General features: G+C 68.9%; 12 protein-coding genes. 2 read left to right on the plus strand and 10 right to left on the minus strand.

Annotation, left to right across the window (positions count from 1 at the left end; translation table 11 throughout):
* Positions 1–184: 184 nt before the first annotated feature.
* Positions 185–472 carry a 30S ribosomal protein S15 gene (gene rpsO / locus O1G22_RS11810; RefSeq protein ID WP_023546329.1) on the minus strand — a complete coding sequence of 96 codons (288 nt, stop codon included), beginning with the start codon at positions 470–472 and terminating at the stop codon, positions 185–187.
* A 281-nt stretch (positions 473–753) separates the two neighbouring features.
* On the opposite strand from rpsO, the gene O1G22_RS11815 reads away from it, so the two are divergent.
* Positions 754–1,047 (plus strand): DUF397 domain-containing protein, encoded by a 294-nt coding sequence (locus O1G22_RS11815; RefSeq protein WP_270081322.1) that lies wholly within the window; start codon positions 754–756, stop codon positions 1,045–1,047.
* A gap of 103 nt (positions 1,048–1,150) precedes the next feature.
* Here the strand turns inward: O1G22_RS11815 and eccD are convergent, their stop codons facing one another.
* Positions 1,151–2,653 (minus strand): type VII secretion integral membrane protein EccD, encoded by a 1,503-nt coding sequence (eccD, locus tag O1G22_RS11820; RefSeq protein ID WP_270086395.1) that lies wholly within the window; start codon positions 2,651–2,653, stop codon positions 1,151–1,153.
* A gap of 300 nt (positions 2,654–2,953) precedes the next feature.
* On the opposite strand from eccD, the gene eccCa reads away from it, so the two are divergent.
* Positions 2,954–6,919: a type VII secretion protein EccCa gene (eccCa, locus tag O1G22_RS11825; protein ID WP_270081323.1), complete on the plus strand. Its 3,966-nt coding sequence runs from the start codon at positions 2,954–2,956 to the stop codon at positions 6,917–6,919.
* Between the two features lie 80 nt (positions 6,920–6,999).
* Here the strand turns inward: eccCa and O1G22_RS11830 are convergent, their stop codons facing one another.
* From O1G22_RS11830 to O1G22_RS11865, 8 genes are all read right to left on the minus strand, one after another.
* Positions 7,000–9,129, minus strand: a complete 2,130-nt coding sequence (locus tag O1G22_RS11830) for a serine/threonine-protein kinase (RefSeq protein ID WP_270081324.1) — start codon at positions 9,127–9,129, stop codon at positions 7,000–7,002.
* Between the two features lie 71 nt (positions 9,130–9,200).
* Positions 9,201–11,411, minus strand: coding sequence for a protein kinase domain-containing protein (locus O1G22_RS11835; protein WP_270081325.1), 2,211 nt, complete (start codon positions 11,409–11,411; stop codon positions 9,201–9,203).
* An 8-nt stretch (positions 11,412–11,419) separates the two neighbouring features.
* Complete coding sequence (locus tag O1G22_RS11840; protein ID WP_270081326.1) at positions 11,420–12,340, minus strand: protein kinase family protein; 921 nt, start codon at positions 12,338–12,340, stop codon at positions 11,420–11,422.
* Positions 12,341–12,477: 137 nt separating this feature from the next.
* Positions 12,478–12,780, minus strand: a complete 303-nt coding sequence (locus O1G22_RS11845; protein WP_270086396.1) for a WXG100 family type VII secretion target — start codon at positions 12,778–12,780, stop codon at positions 12,478–12,480.
* 35 nt (positions 12,781–12,815) lie between these two features.
* Complete coding sequence (locus O1G22_RS11850) at positions 12,816–13,157, minus strand: WXG100 family type VII secretion target (protein ID WP_225101299.1); 342 nt, start codon at positions 13,155–13,157, stop codon at positions 12,816–12,818.
* Between the two features lie 115 nt (positions 13,158–13,272).
* A complete protein-coding gene (locus tag O1G22_RS11855) occupies positions 13,273–14,478 on the minus strand; it encodes a S8 family serine peptidase (RefSeq protein ID WP_270081327.1) in 1,206 nt (401 codons plus the stop codon).
* An 88-nt stretch (positions 14,479–14,566) separates the two neighbouring features.
* Complete coding sequence (locus tag O1G22_RS11860; RefSeq protein WP_270081328.1) at positions 14,567–16,357, minus strand: hypothetical protein; 1,791 nt, start codon at positions 16,355–16,357, stop codon at positions 14,567–14,569.
* Positions 16,357–16,803, minus strand: a complete 447-nt coding sequence (locus O1G22_RS11865; RefSeq protein ID WP_270081329.1) for a DUF2563 family protein — start codon at positions 16,801–16,803, stop codon at positions 16,357–16,359. The genes O1G22_RS11860 and O1G22_RS11865 overlap by 1 nt, the downstream gene beginning before the upstream one ends.
* Positions 16,804–16,918: the final 115 nt, after the last annotated feature.

Raw genomic sequence — 16,918 nt, forward strand, 5'->3', positions numbered from 1 at the left:
ACTACCGAGGACCGGCGGCGGCGAGGTGCGCTTCTCCTCGTTCTTTTTCGTCCTGCGTTGCGTGTCGTGCGTATTGCGTTGTGCTACCACACTACAAAGCGTGTGTGACACTGCGCACGTTTCCCCGCATACGGCAAAGGGAGCGGTCCCCGAGTCCTTCGGGAACCGCTCCCTTCACGGCGTCTTACTTGGCGCCCGCCGCACCACGGCGGATGCCGAGGCGGTCGACCAGCGTACGGAAGCGCTGGATGTCCTTCTTCGCCAGGTACTGGAGAAGGCGGCGGCGCTGACCGACGAGGATCAGCAGGCCACGACGGGAGTGGTGGTCGTGCTTGTGGGTCTTGAGGTGCTCGGTCAGGTCGGAGATCCGACGGGAGAGCAGAGCGACCTGGACCTCGGGGGAGCCGGTGTCACCCTCCTTGGTACCGAACTCGGAGATGATCTGCTTCTTCGTAGCGGCGTCGAGCGACACGCGTACTCCTCATAGTCTTGTCGAGTGCCACCGAGTGCCCCCGGTCTGCGTCTCGGGGGAGCTTCCGTTACTCGGGAGGCGGGATCCGCTGGGCGCGGCCACCAGAACCTGCAGCGTTGGCTACGGGGGTCCGGGGGTGCGTACACAAACGGCCGTCAGCCAGGGTACCAGGAGGTGGCGGGCACTTTTCCCGCGGTCGTCGAAGGGCCCGGGCGGGGCGCTCGCGGCCACTAGGGTGAGCGCCGGATCGAAACGTAACGCCGGGAAGGGGTCGCTGGACGATGGCGGAGACGGAAGCGGAGATCAAGGCGCGCAAGGAGCGGGAGCGGGACGAGCTGTACGCGCTCGACATCTCGGGCGTCGAGTGGCACTGCGCCCCGGGCACCGAGGAGCACGAGGAGCGCGTCGAGATCGCGTACCTCCCCGAGGGCGCCGTGGCGATGCGGTCCTCCCTCGACCACGGCACCGTGCTGCGCTACACCGAGGCGGAGTGGCGGGCGTTCGTGCTGGGGGCTCGGGACGGGGAGTTCGATCTGGAGCCCACGGAGCGGAACGGGGGGCTCTCGGCGCAGTAGCGCCACGCGCCGGAACGGCATGGCAAGTGGCAGCACGCGCCGGACACGGCATCGGGCCCGGGCTCTTGGGTGAGCCCGGGCCCGATGCCGTCGACGGGAGCCGTTATTTGCTGGTCATCGACCGCGCCGTCGCGTACACGTCGAAGACCGCCAGGGTCAGCGGGATCAGGGTCAGCAGGACGAAGCCCTCGCAGATCTCCAGGAAGCGGCCCCAGAACGGGGTCAGCCCGCCACGCGGCAGGATCAGGCCCAGCGCCGTCACCAGGGCGGTGGCCGCGCCGATGGCCGCGATCAGCCAGATGGTGCGGATGTCCAGGTCGGTACGGTTCCCGCTCAACGCCTCGAACATCGCGTGCCGCGGCGGGTTGAGGGCGAGGCCGAGGCCGAGCAGGACCAGGCAGGCGAGGCCGGCCGCGAGCACGGGGGCGACCTGGGCGGTGTACCGGAAGAGGCCGGCGCGCATCAGCATCGCGACGCCGGTGGCGAGGGCGAGCAGCTGGGCCCAGATGCCGTCGGAGAAGCCGAGCACCGCGGCGGCGCCGACGGCGAGGAGGGCGCAGCCGCCGACGAGGCCGACGAGCAGCTCGTGGCCGCGCCGGGCCTGGGCCTCGATGCGCTCGGTGTCCACGGGCTCGGGCGCGGCTTCGGTGCCGTAGGCGGAGCGGGGGGCGGGGCCGCTGCTGGGGTTCTCGAAGCCGATCGGCAGCCGGGCGAAGCGCATCGACATGCCGGGCAGGAAGGCGAGCGCGCCGACAGCGACGGGCGCGCACAGGCCGGCCATCTCGGTCGCGGACCAGTGGGTGAGGGTCGCGACGAAGACGACGACCAGGGCGACCGCCGAGGCGAAGACGAAGGCGACGAACGGGCCGTCGCCGTGCGGGGAGCACAGGGTGAGGATCAGGGCCGCGACGAGGACGGCCGCGCACGCCAGCAGGAACTGGAGCCGGCCGATGCCCTCCCCGCCGCTCAGCGGCAGCAGCCCGCTGCCCGCGACGCCGATGTTGGGCAGGGCGCCGAGGCCGAGGGCGACGGCCGAGCCGCGGTCGTCGTAGACGCGGGCGCGGATCGCGGACAGGACGACCAGCAGGACGCCGGCGACGGCGGCGAGGATGCCGGCCAGGCCGTGCATGTCGTGGTGCGGGTCGGCGGTCCATGCGACGAACGCGAGCAGCGCGGGCAGCACGCCGCCGCCGACGAGGCCCGCCGCCCGGGTGAGGTCGCCGCTCCACAGCTTGTGCTGCTTGGTGACGGCGGAGGCGACGGCCTCGGAGACGTCGTCGAAGACGGCCGGCGGCAGGGAGTCGGCGAACGGCCGCAGGGTGAGCAGTTCACCGTCGAGAATGCGCTGGGCGGCGAAGGAGCGGGCGCTGTCCAGCACGGTGCCGTCGGTGCGGACCAGGTGGTAGCCGACCGGGGCGCCGGACTCGGGGCTCTGCTGGGACAGCCGGAGGATCTCCGGGTAGAGGTCGGCGACCGGGACGTCGTCGGGCAGTGCCACGTCGATGCGGCTGTCCGGCGCGACGATGGTGACCCGGCAGAAGCCGAGTCCGGTGCCGGGCCCGGCGGGGGCTCCCGTGCCGGGTCCGCCGGTGGCGGCGGCCGTCATGCTCACCTGCTGCTCCCCCTCGGTGGTGGTGGTGCGTCTACTTCGTGAAGGTCTCGTGCCGGTCGGCGCCGTGCGCGCCGGAACGGGTGCCCTGTGGCCGGAAGTCGGGGCCGTACCACCTCGACATCGAGGGGCTTGTCCCAGTATGTCCAGCCTGCTCGGCGTGTGCTCACGCGAACATCCGGCACCCTACCGCTCACCCGCCCGCCGTGAACTCAGTAGGATCACGCGGCGGCCTGCGCACGCCGGACACGGGGCGGCGGGCGGAAAGCCTGGGTCGGGCAAGGGAATTGGTGAGCAGTGAGCCAGATTGTCGTCAAGCGCCCAGCGAGGGCGCTGCCGTCCGAAGTGCCCACGGAAGAGGTCGTTGTCCAGCCACCGCCCGAATTGCCGCGGGGGCATCAGGAGAGCGTCCTGATGCAGCTGTTGCCCACGCTGGGCATGGGCGGCTCGGTGGTCTTCTTCTTCACGAACGGTCAGCCGTTCATGAAGATCATGGGCATGATCATGATCGCCTCGACGGTGGCCATGTCCATCGCGATGGTGGTCCGTTTCCGCCGGGGCTCCCAGGGCCAGCTGGCCGACATGCGCCGCGACTACCTCAGCTATCTGTCGCAGACCCGCAAGTCCGCCGTGACGACGGCGCGGACGCAGCGGGACGCGCAGTACTACCTGCACCCCTCCCCCGAGCAGCTGTGGGCGCTCGTCGCCGAGGGCAGCCGGGTGTGGGAGCGGCGGCCCGGTGACGAGGACTTCGCGCACGTGCGCGTCGGACTCGGCCCGCAGCCGCTGGCGACCCCGCTCATCGCCCCGGAGACCGGCCCGGTCGAGCAGCTGGAGCCGCTGACCGCGGGCGCCATGCAGCGCTTCCTCGCCACGCACGGCACCGTCGGCGATCTGCCGATGGCGGTGTCCCTGCGCGCCTTCTACCACGTCACGGTCAGCGGTGAGCCGCAGTCCGTACGGTCCTCCGCCCGCGCCCTGGTCGGCTCGCTGGCCTCGCTGCACTCCCCCGAGGACCTGATCATCGCGGTGGCCGCCGGGCGCGAGGCGCTGCCGCACTGGGACTGGGCGAAGTGGCTGCCGCATGTGCAGGCGCCCGGTGCGGTGGACGGCGCGGGCTCCCGCCGGCTGATCGGCACCGACCCGCGCGAGCTGGAGGACCTGCTGTCCGCCCGGCTCACCGGCCGCCCCCGCTTCCACCCCGCCGCCTCACCGCTGCTGGACGAACCGCACATCGTGCTCGTCCTCGACGACATCTCCCTGCTGCCGGACTCGGTGCTCGCCAACCCCGAGGGCCTGCAGGGCGTCACGATCGTCGAGGTGGTGCCGGGTGAGCTGACGACGGCGGGCGGCGAGCTCTCCATCGTCGTACAGCCGGGCATGCTGCGCCTGGAGTCCGGGCACGGCGAGGTCTACGACGGCACGCCGGACGCCCTGTCCTACGAGTCCGCGGAGGCACTGGCCCGGCAACTGGCGCCCCTGCGGATGGCGTCGGGCGGCGACGACGACGAACCGCTGCTCGCGAACCTGGAGTTCACCGACCTCCTCGGGCTCGGCGACGCGGCCTCCGTCGACACCAAGCGGACCTGGCGCCCGCGCGCCCTCGCGGAGCGCCTGCGCGTGCCGATCGGCCTCGGTGAGGACGGCCGCCCGGTCATGCTGGACCTCAAGGAGGCCGCCCAGGAGGGCATGGGCCCGCACGGCCTGTGCGTCGGCGCGACCGGTTCCGGCAAGTCGGAGCTGCTGCGCACCCTGGTGCTGGGCCTCGCGGTCACCCACTCCTCCGAGACCCTGAACTTCGTCCTCGCGGACTTCAAGGGCGGTGCGACCTTCGCCGGCATGGCCCAGATGCCGCACGTGGCGGCGGTCATCACCAACCTGGCCGACGACCTCACCCTGGTCGACCGCATGGGCGACTCGATCCGCGGTGAGCTCAACCGCCGCCAGGAGCTGCTGCGCGACGCGGGCAACTACGCCAACATCCACGACTACGAGAAGGCACGCGCGGCGGGCGCCCCGCTCCAGCCGATCCCCTCCCTGGTCCTGGTGATCGACGAGTTCAGCGAACTGCTGACCGCGAAGCCGGACTTCATCGAGATGTTCGTGCAGATCGGCCGTATCGGCCGTTCGCTGGGCGTGCACCTGCTGCTGGCCTCGCAGCGCCTGGAAGAGGGGCGGCTGCGCGGCCTGGAGACGTACCTGTCGTACCGCATCGGTCTGCGCACGTTCTCCGCGGCGGAATCCCGCGCCGCGCTGGGCGTCCCGGACGCCTACGAACTCCCGAACGTCCCCGGTTCCGGCTTCCTGAAGTTCGGCACGGACGAGATGGTCCGCTTCAAGGCGGCGTACGTCTCCGGCACGTACCGCTCGGGCTCCCAGCGCGCGGCGCTGGGCGGCGGCCCGCTGCCGGTGGACCGGCGCCCGGTGCTGTTCACGGCCACCGAGGTGCCGGTGCAGTACACGGCCATCCCGCAGCAGCGCACCGAGCAGGCCCCCGAGGTGGACGAGGCGCTGGCCGACACCGTCCTCGACGTGATCGTGCGCCGGCTGGAGGCCCAGGGCCCGGCCGCCCACCAGGTGTGGCTGCCGCCGCTGGAGAGCCCGCCGGCGCTGGACTCGCTGCTGCCCGGCCTCGCGGCGGTACAGGGCCGTGGCCTGACCCAGCCGAACTACGAGGGCGCCGGCCGCCTCATCGTCCCCGTCGGCCTCGTCGACAAGCCGTACGAGCAGCGCCGCGACCGGCTCATGCTCGACTTCTCGGGCGCGCAGGGCCATATGCAGATCATCGGCGGCCCGCAGTCCGGCAAGTCGACGCTCCTGCGGTCCCTGATCTGCTCCTTCGCCCTGACGCACACGCCGTACGAGGTGCAGTTCTACGGCCTGGACTTCGGTGGCGGCGGCATGGCCGCGGTGTCCGGCCTGCCGCACGTGGGCGGCATCGCCTCCCGCCTCGACCCCGAACGCGTGCGCCGCACGGTCTCCGAGGTGTACGGCGTCCTGACCCGCCGCGAGGAGTACTTCCGCTCGGCGGGCATCGCCTCCATCGCCGACTACCGGGCCCGCCGGGCCCGCGGCGACATCTCGGTGACGGACGAACCCTGGGGCGACGTCTTCCTGGTCGTCGACGGCTGGGGCAACTTCCGCACGGACTACGAGGCCCTGGAGCCGGCGGTCCTCGACATCGCCGCACGCGGTCTCGGCTACGGCATCCACGTGATCATCACGGCGTCGCGTTCGATGGAGGTCCGGGCGAACCTCAAGGACCACCTGATGAACCGCCTGGAGCTGCGCCTGGGTGACGTCATGGACTCGGAGATCGACCGCAAGGTGGCGGTGAACGTCCCGGCAGGCGTCCCCGGCCGCGGCCTCTCCCCCCAGAAGCTGCACTTCATGGCGGCGGTCCCGCGCATCGACGGCCTGACCTCCGACACCGACCTGGCCGAGGCCACGGCGGCGTTGACGACCGAGGTCGGCCGCCACTGGCAGGCACCGGGCGCGCCGCAGGTCCGCCTGCTGCCGCGCCAGCTGGAGGCCGTGCAGCTGCCTCCGGGCGACCGGCTCCCGCAGCGCGGCATCGCCTTCGCGCTGGACGAGGACGCCCTGGAGCCGGTGTTCCTGGACTTCGAACAGGACCCGTTCTTCCTCATCTTCGGCGAGAGCGAGTCCGGCAAGTCGAACCTGCTGCGGCTCATCATCAAGCAGCTGTCCCTGCGGTACGGCGGCGACGAGGCGAAGTTCTTCGTGGTCGACAACCGCCGCTCGCTGCTGGACATCACCCCGGCCTCGCACCTGGCCGAGTACATCCCGATGTCCAGCCAGATGGACCACCACATGGCGGCCCTGGCCGACCTCATGCAGCGCCGCACGCCGACGGCCGACGTGACCCCGCAGCAACTGCGGGACCGCAGCTGGTGGCGGGGCCCGCAGGTCTTCGTCGTCATCGACGACTACGACCTCGTCTCCAACTCCAGCGGCAACCCGCTCGCCGGCCTGACGGAAATGCTGCCCTTCGCCCGCGACGTCGGCGTCCGCTTCATCATCGCCCGCTCCTCCGCGGGCGCGGGCCGCGCCTCCTACGAGCCGTTCATGCAGCGCATGAAGGAACTCGGCGCCCAGGGCATCGTCCTGGCCGGCGACCCGGCCGAGGGCGACATCCTCAACGGAGTCCGGCCCCGGCCGATGCCGGCGGGGCGGGGTGTGTTCGTGTCACGGAAGAGGGGGAGGCCGTTGGTTCAGACGGGGTTGGTGGATGTGGAGTACTGACTCCACCTGACGGTCTGTGGATATGGCGAATCCGGCGGTCGAATGGGCCGCCGGATTCGGCATGTCGACGTGAGTTCTGCTCAGAACACCGGTAGTGCGTAAAGAGTGTGGCCGTTTGACACGAACACCCGGTTGCCACCAGCTGCGAAGGACACCTCATCCTTGTCGGCGCCGGTGAGTTCGTAGGACCAGACTTCCCTTGCCCCGTTCTCCGCACCCGTGGTCGTCACGGTGGGGTCTCCGCCGGGGTCCATGAACCAGACACCGTTGCCCTGCATAAGGATCGGGTAGTCGTTGCTACCCACCGCTATCCCGGCTTCCCACCGCTGCTTTCCGCTTCGGGTGTCGAGGCCGATGGGGAAGCCGTACCCCTCGCTGTCGCAGGCGACCGAGTACACCACATCGCCGTAGACGGCGGGTCGGGACCACTCTTCGTTGCTCTGGTCGTAATAGGCCTTCTTCTGATGTGTCCACAGCTGTTTGCCGTCCGAGATCCTGCGCGCGGAGAAAGTCGTGCCGTTGAGGTAGACCATGCCGTTCCGGGCGGCCGGGAAGAGATACCTCTCCTTGGCCAGGTTGCGGGCCGTCCACTCCGTACGCCCGTTCTTCGCATTCACTGCCATGGCATGCCCGGCGGTGGTGGTGAGGACAAGCCGCCCTTGATCGGCGACCGATCTGGGCAGGATCGTGTCGCTGAAGTCGTCGGGCAACTGTGCCGTCCAGTGGATCCTGGCGTCGGAGCGACCCACGGCCCGCAGTCGATGGTCCTTCGTCAGGAGGTAGATCGCATCCGCGTCCACGGCCAGCAGCATGTCCGCGTCGGCCGCCACCGTCCACCTCGGCTCCCCGGTGGACGGGACGAAGGTGTGCAGCGTGCCGTGCTTGTCGGCAGCCACGACCAGCCGGTCCGACAACGAAAGAAAATGGGACGTCCGGTCCATCGCCGGAGCACTCCAGCGGCGCCTTCCGTCGACGACGTTGAGAGCCATCACCCCGGCGGTGGGATTGCCGACAATGACGACATCCCGTACTGGTAGCGGAGCTGGGGACTTGGGATCGGTCGCATAAGGCACATTCCACAAGGGTTTGGGAGAGCCTCCGACGATGAAGTCGCCTTGGTCCGCGGAGAGAAGTCGCGCCGCTGGTGTCTTCACGGCGGGCGGGTAGCTGAAAGGGTCCGTCCGGCGTCGATCACCCTTGCTACCGCGCAGCAGCCACCAGCCCGTCGCGGTTCCGCCCGCGGCGAGTACGGCTCCACCAGCCGTGAACCCGGTGAGCAGGCCCCGTCGGCTCGGCCCCGTCCCCGTCTCCGCGGTGGGCAGCAGAGGGGCGGTGAAGTTCCGTATCTCGCGCTCTCGCTCCTTGATCGCGTCCGCTACGGGCCCGCGTTTCCACACCGCATCCGCCTTCTTGGGCGGGGCGAAGGCTGCGGCGATCTGCTCGGGGCTCGGCCGTCCTGCCGCATCTTTCGCCAGGCAGGGGGCGATCAGCGCGTGCTGCTCCGGTGAGAGACCGTGCCAGCGCGGCTCACCATGCACGACCTCGTACTGAACGGCGGCCACATGCGTGCCCTCGAAGGCCCGGTGACCGGTGGCCGCGTAGACGAGCACGGCGCCGAGGGAAAAGACGTCGGCGGCTGCGGTGACCCGATGTCCGAGCACCTGCTCAGGGGCGCCGTACCCCGGGGTCACCGGGATCTGTCCGGTGGTAGTGAGCGTCAGGCCGTGCTCGGGGCGGGCGATACCGAAGTCGATGACCCTCGGGCCGTCTGTGGTGAGCACGATGTTCGGCGGCTTGAGGTCCCGGTGGACGAAGCCGGCGGCATGAATGTCGCGCAAGGTACGGGCGACGGAGGCGGCCATGGCGCGCAGTCCCGTGTCGTCCAGCGGACCCTGCCGTTCCACGATCTGATCCAGAGTCGGCCCGGCGAGGAACTCGGTGGCGATCCACAGTCGCCCGCCTTCGGTCTGCGCACCCAGTACCGCCGCCACACCCGGACTCCGCACGGCCTGGGCCGCCAGCGCCTCCCGCACGAACCGCTGGGCGAGGCCCGTGTCATGGGCGAGTTCGGGCCGGAGCACCTTCACCGCGGCAACGACGCCCGCGTGATCCTGGCCGACGTAGACCTTACCCATACCGCCCTCGCCCAGCACACCGAGCAGCCGGTACGGGCCGAGCCGGATCGGGTCGCCGGTTCCGAGGGGTCTCATCGCGGATCACTTTCTCTATCTCTCGACTGGTTCTCTTCTCGCGACGCGTTCTTCGCTCGGCGTCAAACGGCTTACTGCAAGGGAAAGGCCGCGAGGAACTTTCCACCGAGCGCGATGACCCGTCCAGACTTCTCGTGGGCGATGAACCGGTCACCAGTGGTCTTGAACGATCGGACCGGCTCGTGGGTGGACTGCCAGGCGATGGCCCACAGTTCCGATCCACGTTTGTTGTACATGTAGTTGGGTCCCATAACCGGCGGAACGGTGACATCGGCTTGGGCCCCCTGCCCGCCCCTTTCCTCCCACATGACCATGCCTCCGTTGGCGGTGAGACAGACGAGCCCGCGCTCCTTCTGGACCGCATACACAATGTCGTCCTTGACCAGCGGGGGGCCGAAAATAGCGCCCGGACGCCCCGATTGGGTGTCCCAGGCGAGACCGCCGTCGCTGAGCCGCAGCGCCCGCAGCGAAGTGGTGCCCACGTACAACTGCTGAGCGTCGACGGCCATAGATTGGCGCACGCGGTCCGGTTTGATGCCGTCGAGCGGACGGTCCCAGCGGACGGCACCCGTGCGGGTGTCGCGTACGACAGCCCGTACGGTGCCGTCGTTCGCCTCCTGAAGGGTGACGAGGTGACGTCCGACAACCGCGGCGCTGAGGAAGTAGAGCCGTATGGATCCCTGCCGCCGTGCAGGCAGCGGCGCAGTCCACAGCCGCTTGCCCGAGCTGATGTCGACGGCGAACAGGTACCAGGACTGGGAGGCGAGGAAGCCCTCGTCGGAGAAATTGCCACGGCCGGCCGCCACATAGGCGACGCCGTCAGCGGTGCACACCAGTTGGTTCTCAGGAAGAACACCGTTGAAGTCTGTGAACTCCGCGAACAGATCCGACGCCTTGCCCGTGAGGAGGTCGACCGAAGCGAGGAGCAGCGGGAATCCACCGGGCTTGCCCGCATTGTTCTCAGCGCCGGCCTTCTGCACCAGCCTGATGAGGCGCTTGCCGTCGGTTGCCACCTGCCAGGTGCTCTCCATCTGGTCTGACGCGAACTGGACGTGCCCGGTCTGTGCGACGATGCCACCCAAGCCCCTGCCCGCCACCAAGGTCACAAGGTTCTCGACGACGTGCAGTTGGGCAGGGATGGTGTCATCGGGCGGGTCGGCGACCTGGATCTGCCAGACGGAGTCCAGCTTTTTCTTCGGCAGAAGGCTGTTGCTGGGCCCGGGCTGCGGATTCGGGCCAGATCCGGCATGCTGGCTCCAGGCCCAGACCCCCGCCCCGGCGCCGGCGGCGGACAGAGCTGCGCCCCCGACGGTGCATAGCAGCCGTCGACGGGAGATACGTGCGGCGGGAGTCGGCACCGCTATCTCCGCCTCCTCGGCTGGAGCCGGCAAGCGCTGCGGCGTGATCGTCCACACCTCGCTCGCCCTCCGGCCGATGTCGGCCAGCAGAGCGCCCGGCAGATGATCGGCGAACTCACCCGCGCCGTCGTGCAGTCGGGAGGCGAGCCACTCGGTCGTGGGGCGCCGGAACGGATTCTTGTCCAGGCACTGCGCAAGAAGCGGCACCAGGCTGTCGGGCACACCACTCAGATCAGGCTCGGCGTACTGCACCCGGTACAGCAGGTCCGCAGCCTGCCCATGCCCGAAGGGCGGACGCCCGGTCGCGGCGAAGACGAGCAGACCGGCGAGCGCGAAGACGTCACCGGCGGTCGTGTGTTCCTGCCCGCCTGCCTGCTCCGGCGACATGAAAGCAGGGGTACCGACCGCCACTCCGACCCGCGTGAGGTGGTCGTCCCCGGCCGCGCGGGCGATACCGAAGTCGATGACCTTGGGCCCATACGCAGTGATCAGGATGTTGGACGGCTTGAGGTCACGATGGACGACGTCGGAAGCATGCAGCTGCCTCAGCGCCCCGCACAGCGCTGCCCCCAGTGCCCGTACGGACGCCTCGGGCAGCGGGCCGCACAGTTCCACGGCCTCGTCGAGGGGCGGCCCGAGCACGTACTCGGTGGCGAACCACGGTGTCTCGGCCCGCGGATCCGCGTCCACCACCCCGGCACCGAACCGCTCCCCCACGACCCGCACCGCGTCGGTCTCCAGCCGGAACCGGGTACGGAAGGCCGGGTCGGAGGCGAGGCGGGCGTGCATCGTCTTCAGCGCGACGGTACGACCGCCTGCCGTGCGGGCGAGATAGACGGTGCCCATGCCACCACTGCCGAGGCGAGCGATGGGGCGGTACGGGCCGAAGGCCTGAGGGTCGTCGTGAGTGAGGGGGGAGGGCATGGCCGTCGTCAGTTCGGGTGAGGGTGAGGGACGGGGCTGGTTGGGGCTGTGGGCGGTGCCTCGACGGGGATCTCCGCGCTGAGGACGGCGGCCGACTGATGGGCGAGGGCGGCGATCACCCGGCCGGGAAGCCAGCCGGACGCCCCGACCGAGACGGCGTCTGCCCTCAACTCGGTGATAATTTCGGCGAGTTGAGGCCGAACTTCGGGATCACGCGACAGACACCGACCGATGACCGCACGGAGCGCGGCCGGGATCTCCTCCCGCTCCGGCATTGTGTAGCCGGTGGCGGCGTAGGCGAGCGTAGCCCCGAGGGCGTACACATCGCCGAGGGGCCGCGGGCGCCCCCCGGACGCCTGCTCCGGCGGCAGACTCCCCGTCTCCAGCCCCGGCAGCCCCGAACGCGCCGTACCGTCCGGCGCGGCCGCGCGCACCGCGCCGTAGCAGGAGAGCCGGGGCCCGTCGGCGGCGAGGAGTATGGCCGCCGGTGACACACCGGCGAAGGTCAGCCCCTGCCCGTGGAGGATGGCCAGCGTGTCGGCGAGGGCCGCGCCCAGCGCACGTACGGAATGCTCGGGCAGCGGGCCGCCGTGTACGGCGAGGGCGGTGGGGAGGGGCAGGACGGGGATGTACGGCACGGCGTACCAGGCGGGCTCGCCCGGACCGGCGACGGCGGTGGCCGGGGCGGCGCAGGGACCCAGGAGGTAGCGGGAGGCTTCGACCTCCGCCAGGAAGCTCTGAGGGTCGCGGCCGGGCTGCGGGAGGGAGAGAAGAACGGTGTGCTGTCCGTCGAAGGTGCGGGCGATGTAGCGCCGCTCGGGGACGGGGACCTTGGTGTGGGGGTCGTCCAGCGCGGTGATCAGGGTGTACGGGCCCACCTTTCGCCGCGACTTGGGGGCAATGCCCGTCGCCCCACCTGTGGCGTGCATTCCTCTTCCCGACTCGTCATTCTTCGTCGCTCCGGTCAAGACAGGGGGTGGGCACCTCCCGTGCGTGCCCACCCCGCTGCTGGGTCCTGCCCGTTGGGCAGTGCATGTCAGCTTCTGCATGCACTGCGCGCAGGGTCCTACATGAAGTAGCTGGCGGCCTTCCGGTCGCCGCCCTGGTAGTCACCGCCGGCAGCGTGCACGACCTTGCCGATCTGCTGCAGGGCCTCGTGGATGCCCTGGGCCTCACGGTCCCAGGCGGCCTGATGCTCGGTGTACGCGGTGTGGGCCTCGCCCTCCCACATGCTCGCGACGCCGGCGACCTTCTGCTTGATGGCTTCGAGGCTCTCCTCAAGCTGCCGCGCGTGGTTCGCGAGCTGGGTCGCCGTGTCGTCGAGGCTGCCGTAAGTTACCTCAAGCTCGCCGCTGTTGTTTGCCATGATTGCTCCGTTGGTGAGAAGTGGTGACCTGGCGGGGATCAGTAGCTGGACAGGGCCGAGTGCGAGCCGCCGTAGTTGACGTCGATGCTCTGGACCTGCGAACGGACCTCGTCTTCGGTGCCGTCCTTGATCTTCCGGGTCTGGCTCATGGCCTCGATGAACTTGGCGAGGATGTTGCCGATCCGGACCATACGCTCGTTGATCTCGGTCTGCTTGGCGTTGAACGCGCCGGCACCGATGCCCTTCCAGTGCCCTTCCATGCTGTCGATGATCCCCTGCAGCTGCTTGAGCTGGCCCTTGATGCCCTCGAAGCGGTGCGCCAGCTCCTTTTCGAGGGCGAGAATGTCCTTGTCACTTACCTTCTGACGCCCTGAAGCCATGTCGATGGCCTTTCTCTCTGTGAACTGACCTTGCCAGGCGCTGAGTCAGGCATCAGCACGGATGGCAAGCGGACTGCTGCTCACTCGGCGAATGAGCAGGTATGCGGGAGACCGCTCAGGCGTTACGCCGCGCACGCAGCACGGCGAAACCGGCGCCTCCGATGACTAGTACGGCTGCTGCGGCGCCGACGATCACCCAGGTGGTCGTGCTGCTGCCGGAGTTGGAGTCCTTTGCGGCGGCGGAGGTGGGGCCGCTGGCGGAGTCGGCGTCCTTTGTGGACTGACCGGAGGAAGCCGAAGGGGTCGGGCTGGCCGAGGCGTCCTCGCCTGTGGCGTTCTCGGCGGCGAAGGGGTCCACGTTGGCCGGGCCTGGGTTGATGTTCGGATCGTCGAGGACCTTACGCGGACGCAGGAGACCGAAGCCGAGATAAAGACTCCGCTCATCCTTCGGCCACTTGCGGCTGGCCGTGTCGTACAACACCCGGAGCACCTGGTTGGCGGTCCAGTTGGGGTGTGCGGACCAGACGAGGGCGGCGGAGGCAGAGGCGATGGCGGAGGCGGCGCTGGTGCCTTCGTTGCTGCAGTACTCCTTGAACGTGTTGTCGCACCAGCCGGGTATGTCGACTCCGGGTGCCGCAAAGTCGACGTACTTGCCGTGCTCCGAGAACTTGGCAACGGTGCCGGACTGATCTGACGCGGAGATTGCGTTGACGTACGGATAGAAGGCCGGATATTCGATCTCGTTCTTCTTCAGCCCCGAGTTTCCGACGGCGGCGAACAGGAGCTTCCCCTTGGACGCGGCGTACTTGATGGCCGCCTCCTCATCCGCATCGTAGTACTCACTACCGAACGACATATTGATGATCTTGGCGTCGCTGTCGGCGGCAGCCCTGATAGCTTCAGCCGACGTGGCAGTGTTTTGCCTCTCCTGCTTGTCCTTCAGCTCGTCGAGCGCGATGCGATAGGGGATGATCTTTGCACCGAAGGCAAGCCCCTTAACACTGTTGTCCGCACCCGTACCTGCAATGATTTCAGCCATGGATGTGCCATGGCCCGCGTAGTCCTGTGTGACGTGATACGAGACAGACTTCTGCACCTCGTTGACGAGCACCTGCCCTTTCAAGGCGGGGGTGTCCGGATTGACTCCGGAATCGATGACCGCGACCTTCACCCCCTTACCAGTGCTCGTCTTCCACATCTCGTCGGCCTGCATCGCGCTCAGATACCACTGCTTCGACCGGATGTCCACGGCCGCGGCAGCAGGAGCCAGGGACGTGGACACAATGGTCAACGCGCCCAGCGCGGAGCACACGACGGACATGCGCGTCCCACCACGCCCTATCAGGCGCAATGCTTTTGTGCCACGTCGGCTAGTCCCTGGCTTCATGCCCGCGTACGTCCTCGCTTGTTCAGTCGCTCTTCTGTGGCACGTCACGCCGCCGCTTTTGCGACGAGCGGTGCTGTTCCTTCTCGGCCGGCTTCCCGGCCCGTCCGGTGCCACCGTCCGGGCCCCGTTGTTCGCCTACCGCACCTCGACCAAGCCCCGTCCTACCAACGCCACTCTCGGAGTCCTTGAGTGTCGAGCCGCTGTTGTTCCGGGGCGCGCCGACAACCCCCTCGGGATTGCTTGCCGAACGCAGCACCGACTGGCTTGTGCCCGGATCCGCCTTCGCCGTGGGCGCACCGACAACTCCTCGCTGTCCGAGGGCGCCCTTCGGCTGCGTAGAGGAGACCGGCTCCTCGGCGCCGATGACCATACCGCGCGGGACACGGGAATTGGACGCTGAGCCCGGCGTACTCCCCGTGACAGGCCTGCCACCCACGACACCGTTACGCGCCGCGCCGATGGGGCCAGCGGCTCCAGCACGCCCACCAGGCGTGTTGGTCATCCTCGGCGTCCCACCGGTCACGCCACGCCCCAGAGGGGAACGTCCGACCTGTTGAGTGGACCCGCGCAGAGCTGACTGACCCGTCGGAGTCGTCGTACGTCCCATGGCGCGTGCAGCTTGCCCCATGGGCCCCTGCGAAACGCGCCCACCAGTAGCGGCACGCCCTGTCTGCCCCTCGGGCTCCTGCGGTACTCGCCCGCTTGCCGCGCCCGAAGGGCCGGTGCGCCCCTGCGCCGAGACCGGAAGCCGACCGGCCGGACCATAGCCCGTGGTACGCCCGACGGGCGGCGTGATCGGCGGCGTCACCGGTCCGGTGGTCAGCGGAGGCGTGTGACCCCCACCGCCGGCGGTCGGAATAGTGGGCGCAGGGGGTCCCGGCTGCGTTGCGTGTGCCGGAGGCAGCGTGCCCACGGTGTTGATCTCCGTGCCGACCTGGTGGTGCGGATCGGTGACCGGCTGGTGAGCCTCGACGGGCTGATGCACTTCTCTCACAGGTGCGGCGTGGTCCGAGAGATGCGGGACGGTCGACACCGCCACCTGGTGATGGCCCGATACCGCGGGCTGCCCGGTCACCGGCTGCGCCGAACCGTAATGCTTCTGATTCGGATCCCAGGAAAGCCCAGCGGGCCTCGGCACGCCCACAGGCGGCATCGCCTTGTACGGCTGCGGCCCCTCTTCCCCCTTCAGTGCGCCAGCCGATACCGCATAGTAAGAGGCCAGCTTGTTCATCTGGTTGATCGCCTCTTGCCGGTCCGCCTCGGCCTTCTTGGCGATCACGTAGTCCGGGTTGCTGTCGACCTGCTTGGCCTTGGGCAACTCGGTGGGCAGCTTCCGATCGGCCCTGGGGCGGGGGTCACGGTGCGGCATCGACTTACTCACGGTGGCCAGACCCATGCCCGCTGCAGAAATCTGCGTGGCCGTCTTGTCGGCGAACGTGGCAAGCTCGTCGCTCCAGTCAGCAAGGCCGTAACCCCAGTCACGGAAGCCGATGGCAGCCTCCCCCTTCCAGGGGACGGCTTTGATGTGAGCCCTCAGCTCCGTGGCGGCATCGGAGATGTGCTGGTGGGCGTCCCACAATGCCCTACTAGCCAGCTCCAGGTGCGCGGGCTGAGCTTGCTCGACGAGGTCGATCATGTCATTGAGGTCATGGTTCTCGAAGTCGGTAGAGCCGAAGGCGTTGACATGCATGCCGAAGCCGAATGGCATACCGCCCAGCACGTACTCCACAGCATTGACCGCGCCAACCTGCCGGTCCGCCTGATCCACGCCGGGCTTGTACTGAGGATCTTGCTGCCACTTGTCGTCGCTCATCAGTACCCACCGCCCTGGTTGGACTTGTTGGTCTTCTGGCCCGGTGCCGACTTCTGAGTCTGCTCGTCTGCCACCGCCTGCTGGTGCTCCCGGTTGAGTTGCGTCTGAATCGCCCAGAAGCGCTGACGCACGTCCTCTTCGACGTTGTCGTAGCCGGCATCGGCCGCCTGTACCGCGAGCTTCAGCGCCTCGATGTGCAGGCTCAGTGACTGCGACAGGTTTGTGAGGCGCGCGTGCACGCGCTCGTACTGCCCGTGGAGGTCAGCCGCCTCACTGAACGGGATCTGCGTGCCACTGAATGACGCCCGACTGATGGCGTGCTGAGCGATGCTGGACGAAGAACCCGGTGAGTCGTCAAATTTCCTCAACGCATCGTTCACACGCTTCTGAAAGATCTTCAGAGCCTCAAGACCGCGCCTCAGATCCGAGCCGCCACCGCCACTCACCGCGACCCCTTCCCCGTTTCCCCGTTGGTACAGCCACCGACGGTCCGGGCACCGCCCCGACCCCCGGATCCATCGCTGACCACTGTAGTCACTGTGCAAATCGCGGCCAACTGAA

Source organism: Streptomyces camelliae (assembly GCF_027625935.1).
In the GTDB taxonomy this organism is placed as follows: Bacteria; Actinomycetota; Actinomycetes; order Streptomycetales; family Streptomycetaceae; genus Streptomyces; species Streptomyces camelliae.